Annotated in this window: 32 protein-coding genes; all 32 read left to right on the forward strand. The window is 66.0% G+C overall.

Annotated elements, in window-relative coordinates; translation table 11 throughout:
• Positions 1-83 precede the first annotated feature (83 nt).
• The 32 genes from HBK84_RS03315 (at position 84) to map (ending at position 22,435) form a co-directional block, all read left to right on the forward strand.
• The gene (locus HBK84_RS03315; RefSeq protein ID WP_167318188.1) at positions 84-482 is read left to right on the forward strand and encodes a carboxymuconolactone decarboxylase family protein; all 399 of its coding nucleotides are present in this window, start codon (positions 84-86) and stop codon (positions 480-482) included.
• A gap of 141 nt (positions 483-623) precedes the next feature.
• A complete protein-coding gene (locus tag HBK84_RS03320; RefSeq protein WP_085106404.1) occupies positions 624-1,835 on the forward strand; it encodes a thiolase family protein in 1,212 nt (403 codons plus the stop codon).
• Positions 1,836-1,867: 32 nt separating this feature from the next.
• Positions 1,868-2,566: a 3-oxoacid CoA-transferase subunit A gene (locus HBK84_RS03325; protein WP_167318189.1), complete on the forward strand. Its 699-nt coding sequence runs from the start codon at positions 1,868-1,870 to the stop codon at positions 2,564-2,566.
• A complete protein-coding gene (locus HBK84_RS03330) occupies positions 2,563-3,222 on the forward strand; it encodes a 3-oxoacid CoA-transferase subunit B (protein WP_167318190.1) in 660 nt (219 codons plus the stop codon). The genes HBK84_RS03325 and HBK84_RS03330 overlap by 4 nt, the downstream gene beginning before the upstream one ends.
• Before the next feature lie 107 nt (positions 3,223-3,329).
• On the forward strand, positions 3,330-4,148 hold the full coding sequence (locus HBK84_RS03335) for an IclR family transcriptional regulator C-terminal domain-containing protein (RefSeq protein ID WP_240919083.1): 819 nt from the start codon (positions 3,330-3,332) through the stop codon (positions 4,146-4,148).
• 230 nt (positions 4,149-4,378) lie between these two features.
• On the forward strand, positions 4,379-4,753 hold the full coding sequence (rpsL, locus tag HBK84_RS03340) for a 30S ribosomal protein S12 (protein WP_012397684.1): 375 nt from the start codon (positions 4,379-4,381) through the stop codon (positions 4,751-4,753).
• Positions 4,753-5,223, forward strand: coding sequence for a 30S ribosomal protein S7 (gene rpsG, locus HBK84_RS03345; protein ID WP_064845213.1), 471 nt, complete (start codon positions 4,753-4,755; stop codon positions 5,221-5,223). The genes rpsL and rpsG overlap by 1 nt, the downstream gene beginning before the upstream one ends.
• 79 nt (positions 5,224-5,302) lie before the next feature.
• Positions 5,303-7,417 (forward strand): elongation factor G, encoded by a 2,115-nt coding sequence (fusA, locus tag HBK84_RS03350; RefSeq protein WP_085106407.1) that lies wholly within the window; start codon positions 5,303-5,305, stop codon positions 7,415-7,417.
• A 160-nt stretch (positions 7,418-7,577) separates the two neighbouring features.
• Positions 7,578-8,768, forward strand: a complete 1,191-nt coding sequence (gene tuf, locus HBK84_RS03355) for an elongation factor Tu (RefSeq protein ID WP_064845211.1) — start codon at positions 7,578-7,580, stop codon at positions 8,766-8,768.
• 514 nt (positions 8,769-9,282) lie between these two features.
• Positions 9,283-9,591, forward strand: a complete 309-nt coding sequence (gene rpsJ, locus HBK84_RS03360; protein ID WP_003803825.1) for a 30S ribosomal protein S10 — start codon at positions 9,283-9,285, stop codon at positions 9,589-9,591.
• A gap of 16 nt (positions 9,592-9,607) precedes the next feature.
• Positions 9,608-10,264, forward strand: coding sequence for a 50S ribosomal protein L3 (gene rplC / locus HBK84_RS03365; protein WP_035959743.1), 657 nt, complete (start codon positions 9,608-9,610; stop codon positions 10,262-10,264).
• A gap of 5 nt (positions 10,265-10,269) precedes the next feature.
• Positions 10,270-10,893, forward strand: coding sequence for a 50S ribosomal protein L4 (gene rplD, locus HBK84_RS03370; protein ID WP_035959733.1), 624 nt, complete (start codon positions 10,270-10,272; stop codon positions 10,891-10,893).
• On the forward strand, positions 10,890-11,195 hold the full coding sequence (rplW, locus tag HBK84_RS03375) for a 50S ribosomal protein L23 (RefSeq protein WP_035959727.1): 306 nt from the start codon (positions 10,890-10,892) through the stop codon (positions 11,193-11,195). The genes rplD and rplW overlap by 4 nt, the downstream gene beginning before the upstream one ends.
• Positions 11,196-11,226: 31 nt before the next feature.
• Positions 11,227-12,066: a 50S ribosomal protein L2 gene (gene rplB, locus HBK84_RS03380; RefSeq protein ID WP_035959718.1), complete on the forward strand. Its 840-nt coding sequence runs from the start codon at positions 11,227-11,229 to the stop codon at positions 12,064-12,066.
• A gap of 12 nt (positions 12,067-12,078) precedes the next feature.
• Positions 12,079-12,360: a 30S ribosomal protein S19 gene (gene rpsS, locus HBK84_RS03385; RefSeq protein ID WP_035959716.1), complete on the forward strand. Its 282-nt coding sequence runs from the start codon at positions 12,079-12,081 to the stop codon at positions 12,358-12,360.
• 53 nt (positions 12,361-12,413) lie between these two features.
• Complete coding sequence (gene rplV, locus HBK84_RS03390; protein WP_167318191.1) at positions 12,414-12,779, forward strand: 50S ribosomal protein L22; 366 nt, start codon at positions 12,414-12,416, stop codon at positions 12,777-12,779.
• Positions 12,780-13,613 carry a 30S ribosomal protein S3 gene (rpsC, locus tag HBK84_RS03395; protein WP_085106408.1) on the forward strand — a complete coding sequence of 278 codons (834 nt, stop codon included), beginning with the start codon at positions 12,780-12,782 and terminating at the stop codon, positions 13,611-13,613.
• Complete coding sequence (gene rplP / locus HBK84_RS03400; protein ID WP_085106409.1) at positions 13,613-14,029, forward strand: 50S ribosomal protein L16; 417 nt, start codon at positions 13,613-13,615, stop codon at positions 14,027-14,029. The genes rpsC and rplP overlap by 1 nt, the downstream gene beginning before the upstream one ends.
• 3 nt (positions 14,030-14,032) lie before the next feature.
• Positions 14,033-14,329, forward strand: coding sequence for a 50S ribosomal protein L29 (gene rpmC, locus HBK84_RS03405; RefSeq protein ID WP_085106410.1), 297 nt, complete (start codon positions 14,033-14,035; stop codon positions 14,327-14,329).
• Positions 14,326-14,613, forward strand: a complete 288-nt coding sequence (gene rpsQ, locus HBK84_RS03410; RefSeq protein ID WP_035959699.1) for a 30S ribosomal protein S17 — start codon at positions 14,326-14,328, stop codon at positions 14,611-14,613. Before rpmC ends, rpsQ begins: the two co-directional genes overlap by 4 nt.
• Before the next feature lie 553 nt (positions 14,614-15,166).
• On the forward strand, positions 15,167-15,535 hold the full coding sequence (rplN, locus tag HBK84_RS03415; protein WP_035959693.1) for a 50S ribosomal protein L14: 369 nt from the start codon (positions 15,167-15,169) through the stop codon (positions 15,533-15,535).
• A gap of 1 nt (position 15,536) precedes the next feature.
• A complete protein-coding gene (gene rplX, locus HBK84_RS03420) occupies positions 15,537-15,875 on the forward strand; it encodes a 50S ribosomal protein L24 (protein ID WP_167318192.1) in 339 nt (112 codons plus the stop codon).
• On the forward strand, positions 15,875-16,444 hold the full coding sequence (gene rplE, locus HBK84_RS03425) for a 50S ribosomal protein L5 (protein ID WP_085106411.1): 570 nt from the start codon (positions 15,875-15,877) through the stop codon (positions 16,442-16,444). The genes rplX and rplE overlap by 1 nt, the downstream gene beginning before the upstream one ends.
• Before the next feature lie 74 nt (positions 16,445-16,518).
• The gene (gene rpsH, locus HBK84_RS03430) at positions 16,519-16,917 is read left to right on the forward strand and encodes a 30S ribosomal protein S8 (RefSeq protein ID WP_035959672.1); all 399 of its coding nucleotides are present in this window, start codon (positions 16,519-16,521) and stop codon (positions 16,915-16,917) included.
• A 31-nt stretch (positions 16,918-16,948) separates the two neighbouring features.
• The gene (rplF, locus tag HBK84_RS03435; RefSeq protein WP_064845209.1) at positions 16,949-17,485 is read left to right on the forward strand and encodes a 50S ribosomal protein L6; all 537 of its coding nucleotides are present in this window, start codon (positions 16,949-16,951) and stop codon (positions 17,483-17,485) included.
• 2 nt (positions 17,486-17,487) lie between these two features.
• A complete protein-coding gene (gene rplR / locus HBK84_RS03440) occupies positions 17,488-17,859 on the forward strand; it encodes a 50S ribosomal protein L18 (protein ID WP_035959658.1) in 372 nt (123 codons plus the stop codon).
• Positions 17,856-18,584, forward strand: a complete 729-nt coding sequence (gene rpsE / locus HBK84_RS03445) for a 30S ribosomal protein S5 (RefSeq protein WP_064845208.1) — start codon at positions 17,856-17,858, stop codon at positions 18,582-18,584. Before rplR ends, rpsE begins: the two co-directional genes overlap by 4 nt.
• The gene (rpmD, locus tag HBK84_RS03450; RefSeq protein WP_035959642.1) at positions 18,584-18,790 is read left to right on the forward strand and encodes a 50S ribosomal protein L30; all 207 of its coding nucleotides are present in this window, start codon (positions 18,584-18,586) and stop codon (positions 18,788-18,790) included. The genes rpsE and rpmD overlap by 1 nt, the downstream gene beginning before the upstream one ends.
• Positions 18,791-18,792: 2 nt before the next feature.
• The gene (gene rplO, locus HBK84_RS03455; protein WP_064845207.1) at positions 18,793-19,260 is read left to right on the forward strand and encodes a 50S ribosomal protein L15; all 468 of its coding nucleotides are present in this window, start codon (positions 18,793-18,795) and stop codon (positions 19,258-19,260) included.
• 230 nt (positions 19,261-19,490) lie between these two features.
• On the forward strand, positions 19,491-20,804 hold the full coding sequence (gene secY / locus HBK84_RS03460) for a preprotein translocase subunit SecY (protein WP_064847281.1): 1,314 nt from the start codon (positions 19,491-19,493) through the stop codon (positions 20,802-20,804).
• Between the two features lie 78 nt (positions 20,805-20,882).
• Positions 20,883-21,449 (forward strand): adenylate kinase, encoded by a 567-nt coding sequence (locus HBK84_RS03465; protein ID WP_064847280.1) that lies wholly within the window; start codon positions 20,883-20,885, stop codon positions 21,447-21,449.
• A 152-nt stretch (positions 21,450-21,601) separates the two neighbouring features.
• The gene (map, locus tag HBK84_RS03470) at positions 21,602-22,435 is read left to right on the forward strand and encodes a type I methionyl aminopeptidase (protein WP_082943453.1); all 834 of its coding nucleotides are present in this window, start codon (positions 21,602-21,604) and stop codon (positions 22,433-22,435) included.
• Positions 22,436-22,528 lie beyond the last annotated feature (93 nt).

Below are 22,528 nucleotides of genomic sequence, written 5' to 3' on the forward strand. Positions count from 1 at the left end.
GGATTCACGGGACGCGGCATGACGGGCCACGACCTCGGGAACGACGACACGAACCAGCACGAGACCAGGAACGAGGAACAGACATGAACCCACGCTCGCAACGCACCGAAGCACAGGCCCTGCAGGACGGGATGACCGTGCGCCGGGAGGTGCTCTCGGACGCCCACGTGGACCGCGCGGAGTCCGGCAAGACCGAGTTCACGGAGGACTTCCAGGACTTCATCTCGCGCTACGCGTGGGGTGAGATCTGGACCCGGCCCGGTCTGGACCGCCGGATGCGCAGCGCGTGCGTGTTGACCGCGCTGATCGCCGCCGGTCACTGGGAGGAGTTCGAGATGCACGTCAAGGCGGCGTTGCGCAACGGGCTGAGCAAGGACGAGATCAAGGAGATCCTGCTGCAGTCCGCGGTCTACCTCTCCGTCCCGTCCGCCAATAACGCGTTCAAGCACGCGCAGAAGGCGCTGTCGGAGTACTCGGGCTGACCGGAATTGTTCGTCATGCGAACAAGTGTTCACATGGCGAGCACCGCGCTCTAGACTGAACACATGCAACGCGGTGACCGGACACCCGAGCCCGGCGCCGCCCCGGCCGCGGCCGGGTGAGTTACCACGGTGAGGATCCCCATGAACCACGCATACGTCTACGACGCCATCCGTACCCCGTTCGGGAAGGTGGGAGGCGCGCTCGCGAGCCACCGTCCCGACGACCTCGCGGCCCTCGTGGTGCGCACGCTCGTGGAGCGCGCACCCGAGCTGGACCCCGCCACGATCGATGAGGTCTACTTAGGCAACGCCAACGGCGCCGGTGAGGAGAACCGCAACGTGGCGCGCATGGCCACGCTGCTCGCGGGTCTGCCCGTGTCCGTTCCCGGCTCCACGATCAACCGGTTGTGCGGTTCGTCCCTGGACGCCGCGATGATGGGCTCCCGTCAGATCGAGGTGGGGGAAGGGGACTTGCTGCTCGTGGGCGGCGTCGAGTCCATGTCCCGCGCGCCGTGGGTGCTGCCCAAGACCGAGCGGCCCTACCCCATGCAGAACCTCGAGCTCGCCAACACGACCCTGGGCTGGCGCCTCGTGAACCCGGACATGCCGAGCGAGTGGACGGTGTCCCTCGGTGAGGCCACCGAGCAGTTGCGCGAGAAGCACGGCATCTCGCGCGAGGACCAGGACGCGTTCGCGGCCACCTCCCACCAGCTTGCGGCCAAGGCGTGGGACGAGGGCAAGTACGACGACATCACGGTCAGCGTGGCACCCAACACCAAGAAGGGCGTGGAGCTCACCCGGGACGAAACCGTGCGCGGGGACTCCACCCCGGAGACGCTCGCCGGTCTGCGCACCGTGTTCCGCAGCGGTGACAACGCGACCGTCACCGCCGGTAACTCCTCTCCCATGAACGACGGCGCGTCCGCCGTGTGGCTCGGCAGCGAGCGCGGTGCGCAGCTGCTCGGTCGAGAGCCCATCGCCCGTATCGCCGGCCGCGGTGCCGCCGCCAACGAACCACAGTTCTTCGGTGAGGCGCCCGTGGAGGCGGCCAACATCGCCGTGCGCCGCGCGGGGATCACGTGGGACGACGTCGCCGCCGTGGAACTCAACGAGGCCTTCGCCGTGCAGTCGCTTGCGTGCCTGCGCCAGTGGGGTGTGGACCAGAGCATCGTCAACCAGTGGGGCGGGGCCATCGCGATCGGCCACCCGCTCGGCGCCTCCGGGACCCGCGTGTTGGGGACCCTGGCCCGCCGGTTGCAGGAGAGCGGGCAGCGCTGGGGTGTGGCCAGCCTGTGCATCGGCGTGGGGCAGGGCCTCGCGGTGGTGCTCGAGAACGAAAACGCCCAGGGCTGAGACCCCTCCAACCTTTTCGAGAAAGGCACACCATGCTCAACATTGCAGACAGCGCCGCGGCGGCCGTGGAGCTCATCCACGACGGTGCGTGCGTGATGATCGGCGGCTTCGGTGTGGCCGGTCAGCCCGTGGAACTCATCGACGCCCTGATCGAACACGGCGCCAAGGACCTCACGGTCGTGAACAACAACGCCGGCAACGGGGACGTGGGTCTCGCCAAGCTGATCCAGCTGGGCCGCGTGCAGAAGATCATCTGCTCGTTCCCGCGCCAGTCGGACTCGTGGCACTTCGATGAGAAGTACCGCGCCGGTGAGATCGAGCTCGAGGTCGTCCCGCAGGGCAATCTCGCCGAGCGGATCCGCGCCGCCGGTGCCGGGATTGGGGCGTTCTTCACGCCCACCGGTTACGGCACGCCCCTGGCCGAGGGCAAGGAGGTGCGCGAGCTGGACGGCAAGCACCAGGTGCTCGAGTACCCCATCCACGCGGACTTCTCCCTGACCAAGGCGTATCGGGCGGACAAGGCCGGCAACCTCGTGTACCGCAAGACGGCGCGCAACTTCGGCCCCATCATGGCTGCGGCGGCCACGCACTCCATCGTGCAGGTCGGCGACATCGTGGAGCGCGGGCAGATCGATCCCGAGGTCGTGGTGACCCCGGGGATCTACGTGGACACCGTGGTGCAGATCAACCGGCCCCAGCAGCAGGACCCGCGAGAGGAAGGTGCGGCATGAGCGTTCCGCAGAACAGTGATCACCCGTTGAGCCCGGAGGAACTCGCGGAGGTCGTGGCGCGGGACATCCCCGCCGGGGCGTACGTGAACCTGGGCATCGGCCAGCCCACCCTGGTCTCCAACTACCTCAGCGCCGAGGACGACGTCACCCTGCACACCGAGAACGGGATGCTCGGGATGGGTGCGGAGGCCCACGGGGACGAGGTGGACCCGGACCTGATCAACGCCGGCAAGATCCCCGTGGTCGAGACCGAGGGCTGCTCGTACTTCCACCACGCAGACTCGTTCGCCATGATGCGCGGCGGTCACCTGGACTGCTGCGTGCTGGGTGCGTTCCAGGTGGACCAGCAAGGCAACCTCGCCAACTGGCACACCGGTAAGCCGGACGCGATCCCCGCCGTGGGCGGTGCCATGGACCTCGCCACCGGCGCCAAGCAGACCTTCGTGATGATGACCCTGAAGGCCAAGAAGGGTCAGTCGAAGCTCGTGAAGGAGTGCACCATGCCGCTCACGGGCGTGGGCTGCGTGTCCCGGATCTACACGGACCTCGGCGTGTTCCTCCTCGAGGACGGCAAGGTCACGGTGCGCGAGACCTTCGGTGTCGGCTTCGACGAACTCGCCCAGCAGGTGGAGGTGGAGCTGACCCCCGCCCAGTGACCCGCGCGGTAGTCTGCCGGGTAGTGTGCCGATGGTGTCGCGCGGACCGTTCGCGGTGCCATCGCCGTGTCGATCAGTGACCCACGCGGCGTCGTGGGGGAGAGAGGGTGGTCACCACGACCGGTAGCAACGACTCCGCCCCCGGGGACGGTTTCGTGCAGTCGCTCGCGCGCGGGCTCGCCGTGATCGGGGCGTTCGACGCCGAACGCCCCGCCATGAGCCTGTCCGAGGTGGCCCGGCAGACCCAGCTGACCCGCGCGACCGCCCGTCGGTTCCTGCTCACGCTCGAGTCCCTGGGTTACGTGCGCTCGGACGGGCGGCGCTTCGAACTCACGCCCAAGGTACTGAGCCTGGGCTACTCCTATCTCTCCGCGCTGTCGCTGCCGCAACTGGCCCAGCCCCACCTGCGCTCGTTGTCGGAGGAGCTCGGGGAATCCACATCCATGTCCGTGCTCGACGGCGCGGAGATCGTCTACGTCGCGCGCGTGGCCACCCAGCGGATCATGAGCGTGAGCATCTCGCTCGGCACGAGGTTCCCGGCGTACGCAACCTCCATGGGCCGGGTCCTGCTCGCGGCACTGCCCCCCGAGGAGCTCGCGGAACTGCTCGAGCGGGCGCAACCACGCAGCCTGACCCCGCTGACACTCACGGACCACACGCAGCTGCGGGCGCAGATCGCCGCCGTGCGTCGTGCCGGCCACGCCGTGGTGGACCAGGAACTCGAACTCGGGCTGCGCTCCGTGGCCGTGCCGGTGACGGACGGCGCGGGAGCGGTGGTGGCCGCGATCAACGTGTCCATGCGCGTGGGCCTCGGATCCGGGGACGTGGAACACCCGGACCGCCGCGTGGTCCCCGCACTGCAACGGTGCGCCGCCGCCCTGTCGGCAGACGTCGTGACCTCCGGCAAAAGCGATTTTCCCTCCTGAGGCGCGAGCTGCTATGCTGAGGAAGAATTGCTCCATTCCGGGCAATCCTCAGATGGCAAATCGGACACCGTCCTGTGGTACGCACCTTGTACCTAGATGCCATCTTTCGTCATGCTCGGACACGGTTTCGTCGCGGTCACTAATGCTGATCCGTCCCGGCGGGCCCGGGATCAATATTCCGCCATCAACGGGGGGCGGCCACCGCCGGTCCCGTTCCAACAGGAGGCACTGTGCCAACTATCCAGCAACTGGTCCGCAAGGGCCGGCACTCCAAGGTCGTGAAGACCAAGGCCCCCGCGCTCAAGGGCAACCCCATGAAGCGCGGCGTCTGCACCCGCGTGTTCACCACGACCCCCAAGAAGCCGAACTCGGCGCTGCGCAAGGTGGCCCGTGTGAAGCTCAACGGCGGCGTGGAAGTCACCGCCTACATCCCGGGTGAGGGTCACAACCTTCAGGAACACTCCATCGTGCTCGTGCGCGGTGGTCGTGTGAAGGACCTGCCGGGTGTCCGTTACAAGATCGTGCGCGGCGCGCTCGACACCCAGGGTGTCAAGGGCCGTCAGCAGGCTCGCTCCCGCTACGGCGCGAAGAAGGAGAAGAAGTAATGCCTCGTAAAGGTCCCGCTCCCAAGCGCCCCCTCGTCGTCGATCCCGTCTACGGCTCGCCCGTGGTCACGCAGCTGATCAACAAGGTCCTGCAGGACGGCAAGAAGTCCACCGCCGAGCGCATCGTCTACGGTGCCCTCGAGGGTGTGCGCAACAAGACCAACTCCGATCCCGTGGCCACCCTGAAGAAGGCCCTCGACAACGTCAAGCCGGCCCTCGAGGTCCGCTCCCGTCGTGTTGGTGGCGCCACCTACCAGGTGCCGGTCGAGGTCAAGGCAGGCCGCGCCCAGGCGCTGTCCCTGCGCTGGCTCGTGGGCTACTCCAAGGCGCGTCGTGAGAACACCATGACCGAGCGTCTGCAGAACGAGATCCTCGACGCCTCCAACGGCCTCGGCGCCGCTGTGAAGCGCCGCGAGGACACCCACAAGATGGCCGAATCCAACAAGGCCTTCGCCCACTACCGCTGGTAAAATTCGGTAGTCCTGTCGGCCCCGCCCTGCGCGGGGCCGACACCAGGGCCCGGCACTACCTTTTACGAAGGGAACCATCGTGGCACTCGACGTGCTTACCGACCTCAAGAAGGTCCGCAATATCGGCATCATGGCTCACATCGATGCCGGTAAGACCACGACCACCGAACGAATCCTGTTCTACACGGGCATCAACCACAAGCTCGGCGAAACGCACGACGGTGCATCCACGATGGACTGGATGGCTCAGGAGCAGGAACGCGGCATCACCATCACGTCCGCCGCGACCTCGTGCTACTGGCACGACTACCAGATCAACATCATCGACACCCCGGGTCACGTGGACTTCACGGTCGAGGTCGAGCGCTCCCTGCGCGTGCTCGACGGCGCCGTGGCCGTCTTCGACGGCAAGGAGGGCGTGGAGCCCCAGTCCGAGACCGTGTGGCGCCAGGCCGATAAGTACGAAGTGCCCCGCATCTGCTTCGTCAACAAGATGGACAAGCTGGGCGCCGACTTCTACTTCACCGTGGACACCATCAAGTCCCGCCTGGGCGCGACCCCGCTCGTGCTGCAGCTGCCGATCGGTGCCGAGAACGACTTCGTGGGCGTCATCGACCTGGTGACCATGAAGGCTCTCGTGTGGGAGGGTGACTCCAAGGGTGACGTCTCCCTGGGCGCCAAGTACGAGACGCGCGAGATCCCCGAGGACCTGAAGGACCGCGCGGATGAGTACCGCAACCAGCTCGTCGAGGCCGTCGCGGAGGCGGACGACGAACTCATGGAGAAATACCTCGGCGGCGAGGAGCTCACCGAGGACGAGATCAAGGCCGGCATCCGCAAGCTGACGATCACCTCCCAGGCCTACCCCGTGCTGTGTGGCTCGGCGTTCAAGAACCGCGGCGTTCAGCCCATGCTCGATGCCGTGGTGGACTACCTGCCCTCCCCGCTCGATGTGGAGGACGTGCAGGGCCACGCCATCAACGACGAGGAAGAGGTCATGACCCGCACCGCGGACGCCAACGGCCCCTTCGCGGCGCTGGCGTTCAAGGTCGCCTCGCACCCGTTCTACGGCCAGCTCACGTATATCCGCGTGTACTCCGGCAAGGCGAAGGCCGGCGAGCAGGTCATGAACTCCACCAAGGGCAAGCGCGAGCGCATCGGCAAGCTCTTCCAGATGCACTCCAACAAGGAAAACCCGGTGGACGAGATCTCCGCCGGTCACATCTACGCCGCGATCGGTCTGAAGGACACCACCACCGGTGACACCCTCTCGGACCCGAACAACCAGATCGTGCTGGAGTCCATGAGCTTCCCCCAGCCTGTGATCTTCGTGGCCATCGAGCCCAAGACCAAGGGTGACCAGGAGAAGCTGTCCACCGCCATCCAGAAGCTCTCCGCGGAGGATCCCACCTTCACGGTGTCCCTCAACGACGAGACCGGCCAGACCGAGATCGGCGGCATGGGCGAGCTGCACCTGGACATCCTGGTGGACCGCATGAAGCGCGAGTTCAAGGTCGAGGCCAACGTGGGCAAGCCGCAGGTGGCCTACCGCGAGACCATCAAGAAGGCCGTGGACAAGGTCGACTACACCCACAAGAAGCAGACCGGTGGTTCCGGCCAGTTCGCCAAGGTGCAGGTTTCCTTCGAGCCGCTGCCGCTGGACGCGGAGGAGCTGTACGAGTTCGACAATGCCGTGACCGGTGGTCGCGTGCCGCGCGAGTACATCCCCTCGGTGGACCACGGTATCCAGGACGCCATGCAGTTGGGCATCCTCGCGGGCTACCCGGTGGTGGGCGTCAAGGCCACCCTGATCGACGGTGCCTACCACGACGTGGACTCCTCGGAAATGGCGTTCAAGATCGCCGGCTCGATGGTGTTCAAAGAAGGTGCCCGGCGTGCCAACCCGGTCCTTCTCGAGCCGCTCATGGCCGTGGAGGTGCGTACCCCGGAAGAGTACATGGGTGACGTCATCGGTGACCTGAACTCCCGCCGTGGCCAGATCCAGTCCATGGAGGACGTCGCGGGTGTCAAGCTCGTGAAGGCCCTGGTGCCCTTGTCGGAGATGTTCGGCTACATCGGTGACCTGCGGTCCAAGACCCAGGGTCGCGCGGTGTACTCGATGGAGTTCGACAGCTACTCGGAGGTCCCCAAGGCCGTGGCCGAGGAGATCATCCAGAAGAACCGCGGCGAGTGAGCCGGCGGGGCCCACGCCCCGTGATTTCAGTAAATTCGTAATCCAGAAGTAGACTTGCACAGGTTTCGACACGCGCAGCGTCTGAAGCGCTGTGGTCCCACGCTCCGTGGTCCGGAGCAGTCGAGCAAGTCTCACCTCAATGTTCTAGGAGGAACACATCATGGCGAAGGCCAAGTTCGAGCGCACCAAGCCGCACCTCAACATTGGCACCATCGGCCACGTTGACCACGGCAAGACCACGCTTACCGCTGCGATCTCCAAGGTCCTGGCCGACAAGTACCCGGACGTCAACGAGCAGCGTGACTTCGGTGCGATCGACTCCGCCCCGGAGGAGAAGCAGCGCGGCATCACGATCAACATCTCTCACATCGAGTACCAGACCGACAAGCGTCACTACGCCCACGTGGACGCCCCCGGTCACGCCGACTACGTGAAGAACATGATCACCGGTGCTGCTCAGATGGACGGCGCGATCCTCGTGGTCGCCGCGACCGACGGCCCCATGGCCCAGACCCGCGAGCACGTCCTGCTCGCCCGCCAGGTGGGCGTGCCCTACCTGCTGGTGGCGCTGAACAAGTCCGACATGGTCGACGACGAAGAGCTGCTCGACCTCGTCGAGATGGAGGTCCGCGAGCTGCTGTCCGACCAGGGCTTCGACGGCGACAACGCCCCCGTGGTGCGCGTCTCCGCCCTGAAGGCCCTCGAGGGCGACGCCGAGTGGGTCAAGTCCGTCGAGGACCTCATGGAGGCCGTGGACGAGAACGTCCCGGACCCCGTGCGTGACACCGACAAGCCCTTCCTGATGCCCATCGAGGACGTCTTCACGATCACCGGTCGCGGCACCGTGGTGACCGGCCGCGCCGAGCGCGGTACCCTGCCGATCAACTCCGAGGTCGAGATCGTGGGCATCCGCCCCGTGCAGAAGACCACGGTGACCGGTATCGAGATGTTCCACAAGCAGATGGACGAGGCCATGGCCGGCGAGAACTGCGGTCTGCTGCTGCGCGGTCTCAAGCGCGACGACGTCGAGCGTGGCCAGGTCGTGTGCAAGCCGGGTTCCATCACCCCGCACACCGACTTCGAGGCCAACGTCTACATCCTGTCCAAGGAAGAGGGCGGGCGTCACAACCCGTTCTACTCGAACTACCGCCCGCAGTTCTACTTCCGCACCACGGACGTCACCGGCGTCATCACCCTGCCCGAGGGCACCGAGATGGTCATGCCCGGTGACAACACCGAGATGACGGTCGAGCTGATCCAGCCGATCGCCATGGAGGAAGGCCTCGGCTTCGCCATCCGTGAGGGTGGCCGCACCGTGGGCTCCGGCCGTGTGACCAAGATCAACAAGTAAGACCCGTTGATCCGGTGAGGCGCTGAGTCGAACCTTCGAGAACCCCGTGGTCCATTCAGGACCGCGGGGTTCTCGCATGTCCGGGCGGCGGCGTGCCCGCCGGACCGGGGGAGTAGGGGCGTGGCCGGTTTGCGCGCTCCCCCGGATCTCTGGCAGAATGGTCGCTGTTGTTCGCTCAGCGACGCGGGATTCCGTGCGCCGGTCGAGCGCGTGGAGTCCATTGCGAGAACCGGGTGCGGAGCAGTCGCGCAACCGAAGCAAACGCAATGCAGCGAACTTCCACGCAGATATCACCGCGGACAACCATTTTTCAACCGGCACCGCATCATTGTGTGGACCGGGCGGCGCGCTCCTCGCGCGACACGCCCGAGTTCGGGTGCCGGGGCCCCGACAGGGTGAGGAACCCGGAAGTTTCCGGATTCAGTCTGTGCGGGGTGGCGAGCACGATCGCCGAGCACAAGGAGTCCGCGGACTCCATACAGGGAAGTACTTGAAGAAAGAGAGTCACGACGCCATGGCGGGACAAAAAATCCGCATCCGGCTGAAGTCCTATGACCACGAGGTCATCGACGTCTCGGCCCGGAAGATCGTTGAGACGGTGACGCGCGCAGGCGCCACGGTGGTGGGACCCGTCCCGCTGCCCACCGAGAAGAATGTGTACTGCGTGATCCGCTCGCCGCACAAGTACAAGGACAGCCGTGAGCATTTCGAGATGCGCACCCACAAGCGGCTGATCGACATCATCGACCCCACGCCCAAGGCCGTCGACTCGCTCATGCGTCTCGACCTGCCCGCTGACGTGAACATCGAAATCAAGCTGTAAAAAGGATCGCACCCCAATGACTACCACTTTCGAACGCCAGGTGAAGGGCCTGCTGGGCACGAAGCTCGGCATGACCCAGGTCTGGGACGAGAACGGGAAGTTCGTGCCGGTGACCGTGGTCAAGGCCGACTCCAACGTCGTGACGCAGCTGCGCAACGAGGACAAGGACGGCTACAACGCCGTGCAGATCGGCTTCGGTGCGATCGATCCCCGCAAGGTGACCAAGCCACTGGCCGGTCACTTCGCCGCTGCAGGCGTGACGCCCCGTCGTCATGTCGTCGAACTTCGTACTTCCGACGCCGCTGAGTACGAGCTGGGACAGGAACTGTCCGTCGAGCTCTTCGAGGCCGGTGCCAAGGTCGACGTCGTCGGCACCACCAAGGGCAAGGGCACCGCGGGTGTCATGAAGCGCCACGGCTTCGCCGGTGTGGGCGCCTCCCACGGTGCACACAAGAACCACCGCAAGCCGGGTTCCATCGGCGGCGCATCGTACCCCGCTCGCGTGTTCAAGGGCATGCGCATGGCCGGCCGGATGGGCAACGCCCGTCACACGACCATGAACCTGACCGTGCACGCTGTCGACGCCGAGAACTCCCTGCTGCTCATCAAGGGCGCCCTGCCGGGCCCCAAGGGATCGGTCGTCCTCGTCCGTTCCACCGTGAAGGGAGCCTGATACTCATGGCAACTGAAACCGTCAACGTCGAGCTGCCCGCTGAGATCTTCGACGCCCAGACCAACGTGGCGCTGCTGCACCAGGTCGTCGTCGCACAGCTGGCCGCCGCCCGTCAGGGCACGCACAAGACCAAGACCCGCGCGGAGGTCTCCGGCGCCGGTCGCAAGCCGTTCAAGCAGAAGGGCACCGGCCGGGCTCGTCAGGGCTCCATCCGTGCCCCGCACATGACCGGCGGTGGCGTGGTGCACGGCCCCACGCCGCGTGACTACTCCCAGCGCACGCCCAAGAAGATGAAGGCTGCCGCCCTGCGCGGTGCCCTCTCGGACCGGGCCCGTAACGGCCGCATCCACGTGGTCGCGGACCTGGTGAGCGGCGAGCAGCCGTCCACGAAGGCCGCCAAGGAGGCGCTGCGTTCGCTCACCGAGCGCAAGAACCTGCTCGTGGTGCTGAACCGTGGCGAGGACAACGCCGCGCTGTCCGTGCGCAACCTGGTCAACGTGCACGCCGTGTACGCCGATCAGCTCAACACGTACGACGTGCTCGTCTCGGACGACGTGGTCTTCACCAAGGCCGCTTACGACTCGTTCGTCGCAGCCGCGTCCGGTAGCAAGCAGGAGGACGCCAAGTGAGCGTTATCTACAACAAGGACCCGCGCGACGTCATCATCCGTCCCGTGGTCTCCGAGAAGTCCTACGGTCTGATCGACGAGGGCAAGTACACCTTCCAGGTGGCCCCCTCCGCCAACAAGACCGAGATCAAGTACGCGATCGAGCACATCTTCGGTGTCAAGGTCGCGTCCGTGAACACCCTCAACCGTCCCGGTAAGCGTAAGCGCACGCGCTTCGGCTGGGGACAGCGTAAGGCCACCAAGCGTGCCATCGTGTCCCTCCGGGAAGGCTCCATCGACATCTTCGGCGGTCCGCTCTCTTGAGCGGAGACCACTTTAACGAGGAACTCAAAACATGGCTATCCGTAAGCACAAGCCGACAACCCCGGGCCGTCGTGGCTCGTCGGTTGCGGACTTCGTAGAAATCACGCGCACCACGCCCGAGAAGTCCCTGGTGCGTCCGCTGCCCAAGAAGGGCGGTCGTAATAACACCGGCCGCATCACCACCCGTCACAAGGGTGGCGGGCACAAGCGCCAGTACCGCGTGATTGACTTCCGTCGTCACGACAAGGACGGCGTGGACGCGAAGGTCGCCCACATCGAGTACGACCCGAACCGTACGGCTCGGATCGCGCTGCTGCACTACGTGGACGGCACCAAGCGCTACATCATCGCGCCGAACCGCCTGCGTCAGGGCGACGTCGTGGAGTCTGGCCCCAACGCCGACATCAAGCCGGGCAACAACCTGCCGCTGCGCAACATCCCCGTGGGTACCGTGCTGCACGCGGTGGAGCTGCGTCCGGGTGGGGGAGCCAAGCTCGCCCGTTCCGCCGGCGCATCCGTGCAGCTGGTCGCCCGTGAGGGTAAGTACGGTCAGCTGCGCCTGCCCTCCGGTGAAATCCGCAACGTGGACGTGCGCTGCCGCGCGACCGTGGGCGAGGTCGGCAACGCCGAGCAGTCCAACATCAACTGGGGCAAGGCCGGACGTAACCGTTGGAAGGGCATCCGCCCGACCGTCCGCGGTGTGGTCATGAACCCCGTGGACCACCCGCACGGTGGTGGCGAGGGCAAGACCTCCGGTGGTCGTCACCCGGTCAACCCCAACGGTAAGCCCGAGGGACGCACCCGTCGCCCCAACAAGGAAAGCGACAAGCTCATCGTGCGTCGTCGTCGTACCGGCAAGAACAAGCGCTAAGGAGCCTGACTAATGCCACGCAGCCTCAAGAAGGGCCCTTTCGTTGATCAGCACCTCTTCGTGAAGGTCGCCAAGGAGAACGAGAAGGGCACCAAGAACGTCATCAAGACGTGGTCCCGCCGCTCGATGATCGTGCCCGACATGCTCGGACACACGATTGCCGTGCACGATGGACGCAAGCATGTCCCGGTGTTCATCACTGAGTCGATGGTCGGGCACAAGCTCGGCGAATTCGCCCCCACCCGCACGTTCCGCGGCCATGTGAAGGACGACAAGAAGGGCAAGCGTCGCTGACCCCTCGGGGTAAGCACGTTGCACTTCTTCGACAAGACGAGAGAAGGAAAGCAATGGAAGCCAAGGCATCTGCGCGCTACATCCGCGTGACGCCTATGAAGGCCCGGCGCGTCGTCAACCTGATTCGTGGCCAGCAGGCGAATGAGGCGTTGGCGATTCTGAAGTTTGCCCCGCAGGCAGCTTCAGAGCCGGTGTTCAAGGTTCTCGAATCCGCCGTGGCCAACGCCCGGCAGAAGGCCGACCGCGAGGGTCTCGCGTTCAAGCAGGAAGACCTCGTGGTCTCCGCGGCCTTCGTGGACGAGGGACCCACCATGAAGCGGTTCCAGCCGCGTGCCCAGGGCCGTGCGTTCCGCATCAACAAGCGCACGAGCCACGTGACCGTGGTCGTGGCGACCCCGGAGAAGGAGGAGGTCCGCTAAGTGGGACAGAAAATCAACCCCAACGGATTCCGTCTGGGTATCACCACCGACCACGTCTCGCACTGGTACGCGGACTCGAACCAGCCGGGTCAGCGCTACAAGGACTACATCCGCGAGGACGTGAAGATCCGCGAGCTCATGTCCACGGGCATGGAGCGCGCCGGCATCGCCAAGGTCGAGATCGAGCGCACCCGTGACCGCGTCCGCGTGGACATCCACACGGCGCGCCCGGGCATCGTGATCGGCCGCCGCGGCGCCGAGGCGGACCGGATCCGCGGTGAGCTCGAGAAGCTCACCGGCAAGCAGATCCAGCTCAACATCCTCGAGGTCAAGAACCCGGAGACCGATGCCCAGCTCGTCGCTCAGGGTGTCGCCGAGCAGCTGGCCTCCCGTGTCGCGTTCCGTCGCGCCATGAAGAAGGCCATCCAGTCCGCGCAGCGCGCCGGTGCCAAGGGCATCCGGATCCAGTGCGCCGGCCGCCTCGGCGGGGCGGAGATGTCCCGTTCGGAGTTCTACCGCGAAGGCCGTGTGCCCCTGCACACCCTGCGCGCGAACATCGACTACGGCTTCTTCGAGGCCAAGACCACCTTCGGCCGCATCGGCGTGAAGGTCTGGATCTACAAGGGCGACCTCACCGACAAGGAACTCGCTGCCCAGCAGGCCGCTGCTCCCTCCTCGCGGGGTCGCAACGACCGTCGCGGTGGCGGCGGGGGCGAGCGTCGTCGTCGCCCGAATGACCGTAACGACCGTGGCGGGCGCCGTGAGCGCGACTCCGCCGCAGCCCCGCAGCAGAACACCGCTGCGGAGGCGACCAACGCAGAGGGTGGTAAGTAATGCTCATCCCACGTCGTGTGAAGTTCCGTAAGCAGCACCACCCGCGTCGTCGGGGTCAGGCCAAGGGCGGAACCCAGGTCACGTTCGGCGAGTGGGGCATCCAGGCGATGAGCCCGGCGTACGTCACGAACCGTCAGATCGAGGCCGCGCGTATCGCCATGACCCGTCACATCAAGCGTGGCGGCAAGGTCTGGATCAACATCTACCCGGACCGTCCCCTGACCAAGAAGCCCGCCGAGACCCGCATGGGTTCCGGTAAGGGTTCCCCCGAGTGGTGGATCGCCAACGTCAAGCCCGGACGCGTCATGTTCGAGATCTCGGGCGTGAGCGAGGAAGTGGCCCGTGAGGCCCTGCGCCTGGCAATCCACAAGCTCCCGATGAAGGCACGCATCGTGCGTCGCGAAGGCGGTGAATGATCAATGGCTATTGGATCCAAGGATCTGAACATGGAGAACCTCGCGGCTCTCGACACCGGTGCCCTCACCGACCAGCTGCGCACGTCCAAGGAAGAGCTGTTCAACCTGCGCTTCCAGGCCGCGACCGGTCAGCTCGAGAGCAACGGGCGTCTCAAGTCCGTCAAGCGCGACATCGCCCGGATCTACACCGTGCTGCGTGAGCGCGAGCTCGGGATCCGCGAGGACGTGGCGCCGGCTGCTGAGAAGACCGAGAAGAAGGCCTCGAAGAAGGCTGCCAAGTCTGAGGATGATGCCAAGTGAGCGAGCAGGTTAACAACGAATCGGCCGCGGCCGAGCGCGGTGACCGCAAGACCCGCCAGGGCTACGTGGTCTCTGACAAGATGGACAAGACCGTGGTCGTCCAGGTCGAGGACCGCGTCAAGCACGCCCTGTACGGCAAGGTGCTGCGCAAGTCCAAGCGTGTGAAGGCCCACGACGAGCAGAACACCTGCGGCGTCGGGGACCTCGTGCGCATCGCCGAGACCCGTCCGCTGTCCGCCACCAAGAACTGGCGGATCGTGGAGATCATCGAGAAGGCCAAGTAAGTCCTCCTCGACAGCGTCAAGGGCCCCCGACCGGTTGCGGTCGGGGGCCCTTGCGCGTGCACGACGGCGCTGCCCGGCGCCGTTCCCGCGTCCACCCGCGCCCCGGCCGCCGGCCTGTCCATCGATTGGCGTTCCCCGCCGGGGCGCGGTAGAGTAGGCCGGTACGCGTGTCGACACACGTGTGCCCACTCTGACTTCGACCCTGCTGAGTCAGAATCCACGTCCGCCCCACGTGCGCTGTGCGCACCGTACCGGGACGGCGGCAAGCCCCACGGTGCGTCCGTGGGCGGCTCCGCGCATTGCACGCCGCGGTTGCTGCGACAACTTGCTCGTTGATTCTGCATTCAGCCACGAATCCGAGCAGGGCAGCACGGCGAACCCGTTCGCCATCCATGTGTGAGCGATCATCGCGTACGAACTCCGCGCACGCCCCGGACCCCTCCTACGGTCACGGGGAACACCGTGGCGTGGAGCGTTCACACGACCACCGTTCCGCAAGGCTCGGCATTCAGCACCATCGGATGAGAACCAGCGCGACGACAGGAGTAAATCAGTGATTCAGCAGGAATCGCGGCTGAGGGTCGCCGACAACACGGGTGCGAAGGAAATTCTCACCATCCGTGTGCTCGGTGGATCCGGACGCCGTTACGCAGGCATTGGCGACATCATCGTCGCCACCGTCAAGGACGCCATCCCCGGCGGCAACGTCAAGAAGGGTGACGTCGTCAAGGCGGTTGTGGTCCGTACCAAGAAGCAGAGGCGCCGTCCCGACGGTTCCTACATCCGTTTCGACGAGAACGCCGCAGTGATCTTGAAGAACGACGGGGACCCCCGCGGCACGCGCATCTTCGGCCCCGTGGGCCGCGAGCTGCGCGACAAGAAGTTCATGAAGATCGTCTCGCTGGCCCCGGAGGTGCTCTGACATGGCGAAATTCAAGATCAAGACCGGCGACCTGGTTCAGGTCATCACCGGTAAGAACAAGGGCGAGCAGGGCAAGGTCCTGCGCGTGATCACCGAGACCTCCCGCGTGGTGGTCGAGGGCGTCAACGTCGCGACCAAGCACAAGCGCGCCAACGCCCAGGGCGAAGCCGGCGGCCTCGTCAAGTCCGAGGCTCCGATCCACATCTCCAACGTGATGCTCGTGGACCCGGAGACCGGCAAGCCGACCCGTGTGGGCTACCGCACCGAGACCGTGGAGCGCAACGGCAAGCAGAAGACCGTCCGCGTTCGCGTGTCCAAGAGCACCGGCAAGGATCTGTGATGAGCGAAACCACCGAAACCAAGTTCACCCCCCGGTTCAAGACCAAGTACCAGGAGACCGTCGTCCCGGCCCTGCAGGAGCAGTTCGGCTACGCGAACGTCATGCAGATGCCGCGCGTGGTCAAGGTCGTGGTCAACATGGGTCTGGGCGAGGCGGCCAAGGACTCCAAACTGGTGGACAACGCCATCAAGGACCTCACCGCCATCACCGGTCAGAAGCCCGTGGTCAACCGGGCCAAGAAGTCCATCGCGCAGTTCAAGCTGCGTGAGGGAATGCCCATCGGCGCGCACGTCACCATGCGTGGCGAGCGGATGTGGGAATTCCTGGACCGTCTCGTCACGCTCGCGCTGCCGCGTATCCGTGACTTCCGTGGTCTGTCCGACCGCCACTTCGACGGCAACGGCAACTACACCTTCGGTCTGACGGAACAGTCCATGTTCCACGAGATCGATCAGGACAAGATCGATCGCGTGCGCGGTATGGACATCACCGTGGTCACCTCCGCCACGACCGACGACGAGGGTCGCGCGCTGCTCAAGGCGCTCGGTTTCCCGTTCAAGACCAACTGATTCCATCGACGTCAGAAGGTCCCTGCGGGCTGCAACCGGCAGGGAAACCCTGACGAGGAAGGGCTGAAGCCCACATGACAATGACAGATCCCGTCGCAGACATGCTGACGCGGCTGCGCAACGCGAACTCGGCCTACCACGACACCGTGAGCATGCCGTACTCCAAGCTCAAGGCTCGGATCGCGGACATCCTCAAGGCCGAGGGCTACATCGCCGACTGGTCCGAAGAACCCGCTCGGGTGGGCAAGACCCTGACCCTGTCGCTGAAGTTCGGTTCCAACCGTGAGCGCTCGATCGCGGGTGTCCGCCGCATCTCCAAGCCGGGCCTGCGCGTGTACGCGAAGTCCACCGAGCTGCCCCGCGTGTTCGGCGGCCTCGGCATCGCGATCCTCTCCACGTCCTCCGGACTGCTGACCGACAAGCAGGCCGGCAAGAAGGGCGTGGGCGGGGAAGTCCTCGCGTACGTCTGGTAACCGGTAGCACAGAAGAAGAAAGGAAGAAGACATGTCACGTATTGGACGTCTCCCGATCTCTGTGCCCGCCGGTGTGGAGGTCTCCGTGGACGGTTCCGTGGTGCAGGTCAAGGGCCCCAAGGGCGAACTGACCCACACCGTGCCCGCGCCCATCACCGTGGTCGTCGAGGACGGCACCGTGCAGGTGTCCCGCCCCAACGACGAGCGCGAATCCCGTTCCTTGCACGGCCTCACGCGCACCCTGATCTCCAACATGATCCAGGGTGTCTCGCAGGGCTACGCCAAGCAGCTGGAGATCGTGGGCACGGGTTACCGTGTCCAGGCCAGGGGTGCCAACCTGGAGTTCGCTCTGGGTTACAGCCACCCGGTGCCCTTCAACGCTCCGGACGGCATCACGCTCTCCGTCGAGGGCGCCAACAAGGTCACCGTTTCCGGTATCGACAAGCAGCAGGTTGGCCAGGTCGCGGCGAAGATCCGCTCCCTGCGTCTGCCCGATCCCTACAAGGGCAAGGGCGTGCGCTACGCCGGCGAGCAGATCCGCCGCAAGGCCGGAAAGGCTGGTAAGTAATCATGGCTCTCGTAATCAAGGGAAAGTCGAAGGCTGCTCAGCGGGCACGGCGTCACCGCCGCGTGCGCAAGCACATCGCCGGAACCGCGCTGCGCCCCCGTCTGGTGGTCACGCGTTCCACCCGCCACATGGTCGCCCAGGTGATCGACGACGACAAGGGTTTCACCCTGGTCTCGGCGTCCACCATGGAAAGCGATCTGCGTGCGTCGTCCGACGACAAGACCGCCAAGGCCAAGCGCATCGGTGAGCTGATCGCCGAGCGTGCCAAGGCTGCGGGGATCGAGACCGTCGTGTTCGACCGCGGCGGCAACAAGTACCACGGCCGCGTGGCCGCGGTGGCCGAGGGTGCCCGTGAAGGAGGTCTGGCGCTGTGAGCGAGCAGAAGAACGAGAAGGAAACTCAGGTGAGCGAAGCCACCAACGGTTCCAACACGACGACCGAGGCGAACACCTCGGAGCGCCAGGGGACCGACGAGAACCGCGGTGGCCGCGGCGGTCGTAACGACCGTGGCGGTCGCAACGAGCGCGGTGGCCGCAACGACCGTGGTGGTCGTGGGGGCCGCGGCGGGCGCGACGACGACAAGGACAAGTTCCTCGAGCGCGTCGTGACCATCAACCGTGTGTCCAAGGTCGTCAAGGGTGGTCGTCGCTTCAGCTTCACCGCTCTCGTGGTCGTCGGTGACGGCAACGGCATGGTCGGCGTGGGCTACGGCAAGGCCAAGGAAGTTCCCGCCGCGATCTCCAAGGGCGTGGAGGAGGCCAAGAAGAACTTCTTCCGGGTCCCCCGCGTGGAGAACCGCACCATCCCGCACCGTGTGCAGGGTGAGGCCGCGGCTGGCGTCGTCATGCTGCGCCCGGCGACCCCGGGTACCGGTGTGATCGCCGGTGGTCCGGTGCGTGCGGTGCTCGAGTGCGCCGGTATCCACGACGTGCTGTCCAAGTCCCTGGGCTCGTCCAACCAGATCAACATCGTGCACGCGACCATCCAGGCGCTGCGTGAGCTCGAGGAGCCCGCCTCCGTGGCGGCCCGCCGTGGCCTGCCCATGGACGAGGTCGTTCCCGCGCCGTTGCTGCGTGACATCCAGAAGGCAGGTGCCTGATGAACGGAAAGCGCATTCAGGCCACCGGCGCGTCCCTGCGCGTGAAGCAGGTCCGCTCCGTGGTCGGTCAGAAGCAGAACATGCGCGACACGCTGCGTTCGCTCGGTCTCAAGCGTCCGGGCCAGGTCGTGGAGCGCAAGGCCGATGCCGCCACCGTGGGCATGATCAACACGGTGTCGCATCTCGTAGAGGTTGAGGAGGCCTGAGCATGGCTGAAAACACCGAGAGCAAGCGCCACGCTCTGAAGGTCCACCACCTGCGTCCCGCCCCCGGCTCGCACCAGGCCAAGACGCGTCTTGGCCGTGGCGAGGCCTCGAAGGGTAAGACCGCGGGCCGTGGTACCAAGGGCACCAAGGCGCGTTACCAGGTCAAGGCCGGTTTCGCGGGCGGTCAGCTGCCGCTGCACATGCGCCTGCCCAAGCTGCGCGGGTTCAAGAACCCGTTCCGCGTGGAGTACCAGGTCGTGAACTTGGACCGCCTGGGCGAGCTGTTCCCCGAGGGTGGCACGGTCACCGTCGCGGACCTGGTCGCCAAGGGTGCGGTGCGCAAGAACCAGCCCGTGAAGGTGCTCGGTAGCGGGGAGATCTCCGTGGCACTGAACATCACCGCGGACAAGTTCTCCGCGTCCGCGTCGGAGAAGATCGCCGCGGCTGGTGGGTCCACGCAGAACGCATGAACCGATCCCAGTGTTCGGTTGTAGGGTGAATCCCTGAACTGGAACGGGCCCCGCGCCGGATTGCCGGCGCGGGGCCCGTTGCGTTACCCCCACGACGACGCCCGGACCGCGTCGCCCGAATCGCTTTACCAGGATGTCGCAAGACCGACCGCCGGGGTCGCGGCGGATCCTTCGCTAGACTTGCCCGGGGTCGGAACCCACCGGGCCACCACGTTTTTGGAGGAGGACCTGTGCTCAGTGCTTTCGCACGGGCGTTTACCACGCCGGAGCTGCGCAACAAGCTGCTGTTCACACTGGGGATCATTGTGATCTACCGGTTGGGGACGTTCATCCCCGCACCGGGTGTGGACTACGGCAACGTGCAGCAGTGTCTCGCCCTGGGCAACACCACGGGTGGCGCGTACGACCTGGTCAACCTGTTCAGCGGTGGGGCCCTGTTGCAGCTGTCCATCTTCGCGCTGGGCGTGATGCCCTACATCACCGCGAGCATCATCGTGCAGTTGCTGCGCGTGGTGATCCCGCGGTTCCAGGAACTGCACGAGGAGGGTGCGCAGGGGCAGACCAAGCTCACGCAGTACACCCGCTACCTCACGATCGGGCTGGCCGCGTTGAACGCGACCACCGTGATCTCCCTGGCGCGTTCGGGCAACCTGCTCGGCAACTGCCCCCTGCCCGTCATTCCGGACGACTCCCTCTTGGTGCTCGTGATCATGATCCTCACGATGACCGCGGGCACCACCGTGATCATGTGGCTCGGTGAGCGCATCACGGACCGCGGCGTGGGTAACGGCATGTCCCTGCTGATCTTCACCTCCATTGCGGCCACGTTCCCGTCCGCGCTCGGTGACATCCTGCGCACCCGCGGTTGGGGCCTGTTCCTGGGCGTGTGTGCCGTGGGACTGGTGGTCATCACATGCGTGGTGTTCGTGGAGCAGTCGCAGCGCCGGATCCCGGTGCAGTACGCCAAGCGCATGGTAGGCCGCCGCACGATCGGCGGGACCAGCACCTACATCCCGCTCAAGGTCAACATGGCCGGCGTGATCCCCATCATCTTCGCGTCCTCCATGCTCATGCTGCCCACGATGATCGCGCAGTTCGCGATGCCCGACGACGGCAGCCCCGTTCCGGGGTGGGTCAACTGGGTCAACACATACCTGGCCCGCGGTGACCACCCGATCTACATGACGGTCTACTTCCTGCTGATCGTGGCCTTCACGTACTTCTACGTGTCCATCACGTTCAACCCCGAAGAGGTCTCCGACAACATGAAGCGCTATGGCGGCTTCATCCCGGGGATCCGCGCGGGCCGTCCCACCGAGAACTACCTGCGCTACGTGCTCTCCCGGATTACGCTGCCCGGTGCGCTGTACCTGGGCATCGTGTCCATGATCCCGCTCGTGGCGCTCGTGCTCTTCGACGCGAACCAGAACTTCCCCTTCGGCGGCCCGTCGCTGCTGATCATGGTGGGCGTGGGTCTGGACACCGTCAAGCAGATCGACGCCCAGTTGCAACAGCGCCACTACGAGGGTCTCCTGCGCACCTGAGCCCGTGCACGGCCACGGCAGGCGGGTCCACCGCCCGGTAGAGTGGGGGAGAACCTGACGTTGACGCAAGGAGAGAACATGACCCGCATGTTGATCATTGGACCGCCGGGCGCGGGCAAGGGCACCCAGGCCGCGCGGATCTGCGAGCGACTAGGCGTTCCCGCGATCTCGACCGGTGACATCTTTCGCGCCAACATCAAGGAACAGACCGAACTCGGCAAGGAAGCCCAGCGCTACACGGACGCCGGGAACCTGGTCCCGGATTCCGTAACCAACAACATGGTGCGTGACCGGTTGTCGCACGACGACGTCCGCGACGGCTTCCTGCTGGACGGGTACCCGCGCACCGTGGCCCAGGTCCGTGAACTGGACCGGATCCTCGAGGCCAACGGGGTCTCCCTGGACGTGGTGCTGCTGCTTACAGCGGACAACGAGGAACTCGTCTCCCGGTTGTTGGGCCGCGCCCAGGACCAGGGCCGCACGGACGACACCGAGGACGTCATCCGGCACCGTCTGGACGTCTACGACGAGCAGACCGCACCGGTCGTGGAGCTGTACGAGGACCGGGGCATCGTCACGCGCGTGGACGGACTCGGCGGCATCGACGAGGTCACCGAGCGCATCCTGGCGGCATTGCCCGCCTGAGCCGCAATCCGCACGAACGGCGCCGCTCGGCCGCGGCCGGGGGCGCGCCGTCGAACACCAGAACGATCACGAGCCCCCAGACCGGCGCGACGCGTCGGTCCGGGGGCTCGCCCGTCAGACGAACATCAACCATCAGGGAGGTCCCGAGCACAGTGTTCGGACGCCGCAAGATCCAATTGAAGTCGGACGCCGAGTTGGCGGCCATGTCCCGGGCGGGCGTGGTCACGTCACTCGCGCTCGACGCCGCGGTCGCGGCCGCCGTCCCCGGGGCCACCACCGCGGACCTCGACCGTGCATTCCGCGAGGTCCTGGACGAGTACGACGCGCAGTCCAACTTCCTGGGCTACTACGGCTACCCGGCCACGGTGTGCACCTCCGTCAACGACGAGGTCGTGCACGGAATCCCCGGGCAGCGCGTCTTGGCGGACGGTGACATCGTATCGATCGACGGCGGTGCGATCGTGGCCGGTTGGCACGGGGACTCCGCGCGCACCGTGCTCGTGGGGACGACCCACGACCCCGCCGACCAGGAACTGTCGGACGTCACGCGTGCGGCCATGTGGCGCGGCATCGCCGCGATGGCCACCGGTACCCACGTGGGGGACATCGGCCGCGCGGTCGAGGACCACGTGCGGGACACCGTGGGCGGGCGTCTCGGGATCCTCGAGGACTACGTGGGCCACGGCATCGGCACCGAGATGCACATGGCCCCGGACGTCCCCAACTACGCGGTCAGCAATCGCGGGCCCAAACTCGTCACGGGCATGGCGCTGGCCATCGAACCGATGCTCGTGCGCGGCGGGATCGAGACCCGCGTGCTCGAGGACGAATGGACGGTCGTGACCACCGACGGCTCGCGCGCGAGCCAGTGGGAGCACACCGTGTGCCGCCACAGCCAGGGCGTGTGGGTGCTCACCGCGGAGGACGGTGGCCGCTCCGAACTCGAACCCTTGGGGGTCCGCCCGGTCCCGATCCCCGCCGCCTGACGGCCTGCCGCCGCAGGTCCGATCGTCACAGCTCGTCCCGCAACGTCCACCCGACCCCTGACACCACAGAACCACCCCGAGAACAGGGAGAGG

The sequence above is a fragment of the Kocuria sp. KD4 genome (genome assembly GCF_011769905.1).
GTDB lineage: Bacteria > Actinomycetota > Actinomycetes > Actinomycetales > Micrococcaceae > Kocuria > Kocuria marina.